Origin of the sequence: Alistipes sp. CAG:268 (assembly GCA_000434235.1) — a bacterium.
In the GTDB taxonomy this organism is placed as follows: domain Bacteria; phylum Bacteroidota; class Bacteroidia; order Bacteroidales; family Rikenellaceae; genus Alistipes; species Alistipes avistercoris.
Genome location: FR891993.1, coordinates 39,152 through 44,339, shown reverse-complemented (window position 1 = coordinate 44,339; position 5,188 = coordinate 39,152). Strand labels below are relative to the sequence as shown.

Sequence of the window (5,188 nt, the reverse complement as noted above, 5' to 3'; positions counted from 1 at the left end):
GGAAGAGCGTGTCGCCCGTAAAGAGCGACTTCGACCCCTCGTCGAAGAAGGCGACGTGGCCCGGCGTATGTCCCGGCGTGCGGAGCACGCGGAGGGTGGTCTTTCCGAAGCGGATCTCCTGTTCGCCGTCCAGGTCGCGTTCTACGGTGGGCATGGCACCGACCTTCACGCCGAAGATCGAGCCGCTCGTGGCGGCGTTTTCGAGCAGGAATGTGTCCTTCGACGAGAGGGCGAACGGGATTCCGTAGCGCTGCTTGAGGTGTTCGACGCCCAGGGTATGGTCGAAGTGCCCGTGGGTGTTGGCTGCCAGGACGGGTTTCAGCCCGTGCTCGGCGATGAAGTTGTCCAGGGCGGCATCCTCGCGCGGCGAGCTGTTCCCGGCGTCGATCACGACGCATTCGTTCGTCTCGTCCCAGAGGACATAGGTGTTCTCCTGTATCGGATTGAAAGGCAGGCAGGCGATTTTCAACATGTCTCGGATCTCTTTTTTGGGGGCGGGGCGGCGCTCCGGAGCCCGTCGGGCGTGCCCGGTCGGCGGTGCGCCCCGCGAAAGTTTACTTTCGCAAAGATAGCGCTTTTTGCGGGATTTTACCTATCTTTAACACCCGAATCGAAAATCTTGCACATGAAACGACTTATCCTTGTTCTCTGTTTCGCCCTGTGCCTTTCGCTGCAGGGCCTTGCATCCGACGGAGACTGCCGTACGGTACGCGATATCGCCTACCGCTCCGCGTCGGGCGACCCGCTCATCGACTCGATGTGCCGCCTGGATATCTATCTCCCGGCCGATGCGAAGGGTTTTCCGACAATCATCTGGTTTCACGGCGGAGGCCTGTCGGGCGGTCGCCGCGAGATCCCCGAGGCGTTGAAGGGACACGGCATGGCGGTCGTCGGCGTGGAGTACCGCCTTGTGCCGCAGGTGAAGGTGGCCGACTGTGTGGCGGATGCTGCTGCGGCCGCCGCGTGGGTTGTCGAACACATCGCCTCTTACGGGGGTGATCCGGAGAGGATCTTTGTTGCCGGGCACTCGGCCGGCGGCTACCTGACCTCGATGATCGGCCTCGACAAGCGGTGGCTTGCCCCCTACGGAATCGATCCCGATACGGCCTTCATGGCCCTGATCCCCTACAGCGGCCAGGCGGTGACGCACTTTGCGCGCCGCAGCGAGCTGGGGCTGCCCGACACGCAGCCGCTGGTCGATGACATGGCGCCGATGAACCACGTGCGGGCCGATGCGCCGCCGATGCTCATCCTCTCGGGCGACCGCGAACTGGAGATGCTCGGCCGCTACGAGGAGAACGCCTATTTCTGGCGCATGATGCGGATCGTGGGCCATCCCGACGTGCGGCTGCTCGAGTTCGACGGCTACGACCACGGCAACATGCCCGAGGCGGGCCATCCCGTGGCGCTGCGCTACATCCGCGAGATGCTGCGCAAAGCGGAGCGGTAATTGCGTGTATCCGTAGAAAAACATACCGACATGCAGATGCATACGATCGTAAAGACGGTGGCCGCACTTCTGGTGGCGGCAGCCTTTGCCGGGTGTTCGCTGCTGAAGGTGGCCGTGGCCACGGGCGACCCGCTCCCGAAGGAGGAGATGAACCTGAGGACGATGACCCGCGGGTTTTACTACGACATGGCCGGCGAGGTGGCTGCGGCGGCCGACTCGATCGTCGAACGTTCGTCGGATCCCGCCGTGCGCATTGCTGCCGTGCAGTGGAAGATCCGGGCCACGCGCGCCGGGGTCTCCGCCGCCATGCAGGGTATCCCCGACGTGGCGCTCTCCGACCTCTGGATGCTGTGCCGGCGGATGGACGCGTCGTTCGCCGCGCGGCCCGACTCGCTTCTGTTCGGCGCGCAGAGCGACATCGCCCGGCGGACGGCCCGCCGGCTCGATGCGCGCATCGCCCGCCTGGCCCGCCAGATGCTGCCCGAGGAGCGCTATGCGCTCATGGAGCGTTTCGTCGGAGAGTATCTTGCCGGGCATCCCGCTCCGGAGGGCGACGCCGTGGACAACACGACCCTCGCCTGGCTCGAGTACCTGCGCGAGCACGGGGTGGAGCACAACTATGCCACCGGCTCGATTGCCGAGGTGCTGGCCGATGTCAATGACCGCGTGAGCGGGCAGACGCAGCAATTGTCCAATACGCTCGGGTGGTCGAAGGACATCCTCGAGATGCAGCTCCGGCAGGACAGCCTCCGCTCGCAGATCGGAGCGCAGCTCGACTCGCTCGAGCGCGATTTCGGCCGTATGGTCGCCGTGGCGGAGCACCTGCCTGAGATCTCGGACCGCGTGTTGGAGGAGATGAACGGACAGGTCACGCAGCTGATCTGGACAATGAACGCCTCGGTTGAGGAGGCTTTCGGCCTCTTCGACCGCCAGCGGATGGCTCTGCAGGGCTACGTCACGCAGGAACGGGAGGCGCTCATCGGGCAGCTCCGCACCACGGGCGAGGAGCTCGTGCGTTCGGCGCTCGATGCCGTGCCGGGGCTTGTCGGACGGATCCTGCTCTATGTCGTGCTGGCGCTCGCCGTACTGATCGGCGGCCCCTTCGCCCTGGGCTTCTGGCTCGGCGGTGTCCGGCAGCGCGCGAAGTGGAAAAAGGAGGGAAACGGGTGATTTTTTGTTACCTTTGCCGCACAATACCGGAAATATGGCAAGAAAGAAAGCAAACTACCCCCTGATCGAGGGGCTGGAGATAACGACGCTCGCGGCCGAAGGCAAGGCCATGGGGCGCTGGCAGGACGTGGTGGTCTTCGTGCCGATGACCGTGCCGGGCGATGTGGTGAACGTACAGATCCGCTCGAAGCGGCGCCGCTACATGGAGGGCTACGTCGTCGAGTATGTGAAACGCTCGCCGCTGCGTGCCGAACCCTTTTGCGAGCACTTCGGCGTATGCGGCGGCTGCAAGTGGCAGAACCTGCCCTACACCGAACAGTTGGCCTTCAAGACGGCGCAGGTTCGCGACCAGCTGACGCGTATCGGGAAGATCGAGTTGCCCGAAATCGCACCCTGCCTCGGCTCGGCCCGTACGCAGTTCTACCGCAACAAACTCGAGTTCACTTTTGCCGACCGCAGGTGGCTCACGCGCGAAGAGGTGGCGGCCGGAGGCGATATCGAGGCGACACCCGCCGTGGGGTTCCACATCCCGAACATGTTCGACAAGGTGCTCGACATCCGCAAGTGCTGGCTGCAGCCCGAACCGTCGAACGCCATTCGCACCGAGGTCCGCCGCTATTGCCTCGAGCACGGCTATACGTTCCACAACGCCCGCGAACATACGGGGCTCATGCGCAACATGATCGTCCGCACGGCCTCGACGGGGGAGGTGATGGTGATCGTCGTCTTCGGAGCCGACGACCGCGAACGGATCGGCGCGCTGCTCGACCACCTCGCGGAGCACTTCCCCGGGATCACGTCGCTCTTCTATGTGGTCAATACGAAACTCAACGACTCGGTGGGTGACCTCGATCCGGTCTGCTGGCGCGGCAAGGACCACATCATCGAACAGATGGAGGGGTTGCGCTTCAAGGTGGGTCCCAAGTCGTTCTACCAGACCAATTCGGAGCAGGCCTATGAGCTCTACAAGGTGGCGCGCGACTTTGCCGACCTGCAGCCCGGCGACATCCTCTACGACCTCTATACCGGTACGGGAACCATCGCCAATTTCTGTGCGTCGCGCTGCCGGAAGGTCGTGGGCGTGGAGTACGTCCCCGAGGCGATTGCCGACGCGAAGATCAACTCCGACCTGAACGGCATCGCCAACACGGTCTTCTATGCCGGTGACATGAAGGAGGTGCTCGACGACCGTTTCGTCGAGGCGAACGGCCGTCCCGACGTCATTATCCTCGATCCGCCCCGGGCGGGAGTCGATGAGCCGGTCATCGAGGTCATCCTGCGCGCCGCACCCCGGCGGATCGTCTACGTGAGCTGCAATCCCGCTACGCAGGCCCGCGACCTGGCGTTGCTCGACGGTGCCTACCGTGTGGAGGCCGTGCAGCCGGTGGACATGTTTCCCCACACACACCACGTGGAAAATGTCGTGAAACTCGTGCGCCGCTGAGTGTATTCCCGGCCCGTCGTGGGCCGTGCAGACCTCCGTTTTCCGCATTCCGAAGCCCGTTTGCCGGGTGAACCGCCCGCAACAGCGGGTGAATCGCCCGCTTTCCGACGCAGTAACCTGCCCGCTCCGGCGTTTAATTTGCAAAGGAATTTTCCGAAAACCCTAAAAACGGTAACGATTATGAAAAAACTGATTGCAATGGCGGTCGTGGCGCTGATGGCGCTCCCCGCAGCGGCACAGATGCAGGAGGCCTATCCCAGCTATATCCAGGTCACGGGCCGGGCCGAGAAGGAGCTGACACCCGATGAATTCTATCTACAGATCGTCATCAACGAACGCGATTCGAAGGGCAAGATCTCGGTCGAGAGCCAGCAGCGCGACATGGTTGCCGTGCTCCGGAAGCTCGGGGTCGATGTCGAGAAGCAGCTCAAGATGGCCAACCTCTCGAGCGAGTTCTTCAAGAAGAACACTTCGGTGGCTATGGCCAAGTACCAGCTCCAGCTGGGGTCGTCGGGCGAGGTGGCAAAGGTCTGGCAGGCGCTCGACGACCTGGGGATCTCGAACATTTCGATCCTGAAGGTGACCCACTCGCAGCTGGATAAATACAAGCAGGAGGTGCGTCTGGAGGCCATGCGCAACGCCCGGGAGAGCGCGCAAGAGATGGCCGGCGCCATCGGACAGACGATCGGCAAGTGCTTCTACATCTACGACTCGAACAGCAACGTGCTGCCGGTCATGTACGATAATGCGGTGCTGATGCGCAGCGCAAAGGCTGTGGCCGATGCGGAGAGTGTCGCGGAGGAGGATCCGCTCGAGTTCAAGACGATCAAGCTGGAATACGGCGTGCAGGCGAAGTTCGTACTCGAATGACGGCCGGCGGCCGACGGGCAAAGGCGGACGCTCTACGAGGGGCGCCCGCTTTTTTTGTGCCGGTTCGGAGGGAAAAGGAGGTGAAAAGTGCACCGGAATTCGGATTTTCCGTTTTTTCGTATTATCTTTGTTTACTTTTCCCCTGAAATTTCAGGGGTTGCAAAAATGCATTGTTTATGGTAAAGCAGATTTGTTTCGACTACGAGCATTACGCCGCGCTGTCGGAGCTCCCGGAGCCCGACCGCCGGCTGGGG

The 5,188-nt window shown here is 62.8% G+C and carries 4 protein-coding genes and 2 pseudogenes (1 of these 6 only partly in view); 5 read left to right on the top strand and 1 reads right to left on the bottom strand.

Going from position 1 to position 5,188, the window contains the following annotated elements; all coding sequences use genetic code 11:
• A pseudogene (locus QZL63_RS04725) lies at positions 1-469 on the bottom strand (MBL fold metallo-hydrolase) (it extends 228 nt beyond the left edge of the window).
• Between the two features lie 156 nt (positions 470-625).
• Here QZL63_RS04725 and QZL63_RS04720 point away from each other — a divergent pair.
• The 5 genes and pseudogenes from QZL63_RS04720 to QZL63_RS11710 all read left to right on the top strand — a co-directional run.
• Positions 626-1,450 carry an alpha/beta hydrolase gene (locus QZL63_RS04720; RefSeq protein WP_022308175.1) on the top strand — a complete coding sequence of 275 codons (825 nt, stop codon included), beginning with the start codon at positions 626-628 and terminating at the stop codon, positions 1,448-1,450.
• 36 nt (positions 1,451-1,486) lie between these two features.
• Positions 1,487-2,620: a hypothetical protein gene (locus tag QZL63_RS04715; protein ID WP_290586037.1), complete on the top strand. Its 1,134-nt coding sequence runs from the start codon at positions 1,487-1,489 to the stop codon at positions 2,618-2,620.
• 34 nt (positions 2,621-2,654) lie between these two features.
• The gene (gene rlmD / locus QZL63_RS04710) at positions 2,655-4,064 is read left to right on the top strand and encodes a 23S rRNA (uracil(1939)-C(5))-methyltransferase RlmD (protein WP_022308173.1); all 1,410 of its coding nucleotides are present in this window, start codon (positions 2,655-2,657) and stop codon (positions 4,062-4,064) included.
• Positions 4,065-4,244: 180 nt separating this feature from the next.
• Positions 4,245-4,934: an SIMPL domain-containing protein gene (locus tag QZL63_RS04705; protein WP_022308172.1), complete on the top strand. Its 690-nt coding sequence runs from the start codon at positions 4,245-4,247 to the stop codon at positions 4,932-4,934.
• A gap of 176 nt (positions 4,935-5,110) precedes the next feature.
• Positions 5,111-5,188: pseudogene (locus tag QZL63_RS11710) on the top strand (cytidine deaminase); the annotation flags it as partial.